Consider the following 2,141-nt stretch of genomic DNA (forward strand, 5'->3'; position numbering starts at 1 on the left):
GCCGCCGGAGCCGCCCGCACCCGGTTCGTGGAGGAGTTCGGGACCGACCGGCTCGACCTCGATGTCCGTCGCGGATCCGACCGCCGGATCGGCCGGCTCCCCGCCCGCGCCGCCTTCCGGCTCCAGGTCGCCGAGGGGTTCCCCGGACAGTTCCCCGTCACCCGTGTCACCGAGGTCACCCGTGTCACCGAGGTCACCCGCGTCACCGAGGTCACCCGTGTCACCGAGCGCCTCGTCCCGCGGCACGGCCTCGTCCGGCGCGGCGCAGACCGACGGGTCCGCGCCGTCCTCGCAGGGGGCCGCGGCCATCGCACCGCGCAGCCCGCCGGAGCCGTTCCCCTCGGGGCAGGCGCCCGGGCCGCCGGGTTCCGGAGCGCGCCGCTGCGACGTGGCGATGCCCGCCACGGCCTGCGAGGACGCGCCGGGGGCGCCGGGGTCGCAGGAGGCCGGTTCGGCGGAGGCGACGGGCGCGGCGACCGTCACCGCCGCGCCGGCGAGTGCTGCGGCGGACAGGACACGGAGAGTGCGGCGCATGGGGCTAGAGCTCCTTCAGCCGGAAGAGAACTGGCCCCTCCATCCCAGCCGGGCCGGGCCGCCGCCGCCCGTCGCACGGCCCCATCCGCGTGATCCCCTCCGCCGGACGAGGGAGGCGAGGCCCTCGTGCCCGGCCCTGTCCCGCCCTCCCCCGATGACGCTCCGCCGCCCCTCGTCACCGCTCCCGGCGCCGCGGGTTCAGGACGCCCGTCCGGGCGGGGCCCCCGCGCCGGGCGTGCCGCCCGGCAGGGCCTGCCGTACCGCCGGTGGCGCGGGCAGCGCCAGAGGAGCCGGAACCGGCGTCACGGCCGGCAGTGCGACATCCCCGTCGGCCGAGGCCGTGTCCCCCTCCGGTCGAGGGAAGACGAAGTCCTCGTACCAGTCCATCGCCAGCATCATGCAGAGCATCAGAACCGGGATGATCACTACGAGCACCACCATGGGTCCGTCCTCCCAGGGGTGAACGGGGGCGGCGGAGCGCCCCGGGTCCTCTTCAGACTGCCGGACATTCCGGACTCCCGCGCGCCGACGGGACACGGGCCGGGCCACCCGCCTCCCCGGTGTGTCGCCTCCGCCTCCTCGGGTACGCGGGGGCCACCCGAAGATGTGGAGGGAGCCATGCAGCGTGGCAGCGACCGGTTGAGCGTTCACCGGGACGACGAGATGAAGCACGAGCTGAGGGGACTGCTGCAGTCAGGACATCCCACCCGGACGGAGGAGTGGCACGACCCCGAGCCGGTCGCCGACGACGATCCGGCGGTGGCGGGCGGCACGCAGAGCGTGCGGGAGGCCCCGCTGGCGACGGTACGGCTGGAACTGGCGCGCATCCTGGGCCGCACCTCGTTCCCGGCGGGCCCTCAGCAACTGGCGCGCACCCTGCGCCGCAACCACGCACCGGACGCCCTGGTGGAGCCCTTGGAGCACCTGCCGCACAAGGCGCGCTACGCCAACGTCCAGCAACTCGCCGAAGCGATCACCCGTCCGGCGTAACGCCCGCCGGACCACGCACCCGGGGGGAGAAGGAAGGATGGGAAACCGAGCATGCGCATCGCATTTCTGACGGCGCCCGAGGGCGTCGAGCAGGTCGAACTCACCAAGCCGTGGCAGGCGGTGACCGACGCCGGGCACGAGGCCGTCCTGGTGTCGACGCGGTCCGGCGAGGTCCAGGGGTTCAACCACCTGGACAAGGCGGACACGTTCCCCGTCGACAGGACGGTGGACCAGGTCTCGGCCCAGGAGTTCGACGGGCTGGTCCTGCCCGGCGGCGTCGCCAACCCGGACGCCCTGCGGATGGACGAGAAGGCCGTCGCCCTGGTGAAGGACTTCTTCGAGCAGGGCATCCCGGTCGCCGCGATCTGTCACGCGCCGTGGACGCTGGTCGAGGCCGGTGTGGTCTCCGGCCGGGAGGTGGCCTCCTGGCCGAGCCTGCGGACCGACATCGCCAACGCCGGCGGGACCTGGGTCGACGAGGAGGTCAAGGTCGACACCAACGGCCCCAACGTGCTGGTCACCAGCCGCAAGCCGGACGACCTCGACGCCTTCGACGAGGCACTGCTGCGCGAGTTCGCCGCGCGGGCCGGCTAGGCGGCGGGGGGGGGGGGGGGGGG

At 74.5% G+C, this 2,141-nt stretch carries 3 protein-coding genes and 1 pseudogene; 2 read left to right on the forward strand and 2 right to left on the reverse strand.

From position 1 onward, the window contains the following. Together A2U95_RS21450 and A2U95_RS21455 are read right to left on the reverse strand one after the other, a co-directional pair. Nucleotides 1–534: pseudogene (locus A2U95_RS21450) on the reverse strand (hypothetical protein); the annotation flags it as partial. Between the two features lie 198 nt (nucleotides 535–732). Next, nucleotides 733–975, reverse strand: coding sequence for a hypothetical protein (locus tag A2U95_RS21455; protein WP_166025780.1), 243 nt, complete (start codon nucleotides 973–975; stop codon nucleotides 733–735). A gap of 177 nt (nucleotides 976–1,152) precedes the next feature. Between A2U95_RS21455 and A2U95_RS21460 the strand changes: the two genes are divergently transcribed. Together A2U95_RS21460 and A2U95_RS21465 are read left to right on the forward strand one after the other, a co-directional pair. After that, nucleotides 1,153–1,524, forward strand: a complete 372-nt coding sequence (locus tag A2U95_RS21460) for a DUF2795 domain-containing protein (RefSeq protein ID WP_166025784.1) — start codon at nucleotides 1,153–1,155, stop codon at nucleotides 1,522–1,524. 51 nt (nucleotides 1,525–1,575) lie between these two features. Further along, nucleotides 1,576–2,118, forward strand: a complete 543-nt coding sequence (locus A2U95_RS21465; RefSeq protein ID WP_166025786.1) for a type 1 glutamine amidotransferase domain-containing protein — start codon at nucleotides 1,576–1,578, stop codon at nucleotides 2,116–2,118. Nucleotides 2,119–2,141 lie beyond the last annotated feature (23 nt).

It is taken from the genome of Streptomyces chilikensis (genome assembly GCF_001642695.1).
Taxonomy (GTDB): domain Bacteria; phylum Actinomycetota; class Actinomycetes; order Streptomycetales; family Streptomycetaceae; genus Streptomyces; species Streptomyces chilikensis.

Coding starts and splice junctions, on each gene's coding strand:
- A2U95_RS21460 (WP_166025784.1), top strand. CDS start 1,153: ATGCAGCGTGGCAGCGACCGGTTGAGCGTTCACCGGGACGACGAGATG.
- A2U95_RS21465 (WP_166025786.1), top strand. CDS start 1,576: ATGCGCATCGCATTTCTGACGGCGCCCGAGGGCGTCGAGCAGGTCGAA.
- A2U95_RS21455 (WP_166025780.1), bottom strand. CDS start 975: ATGGTGGTGCTCGTAGTGATCATCCCGGTTCTGATGCTCTGCATGATG.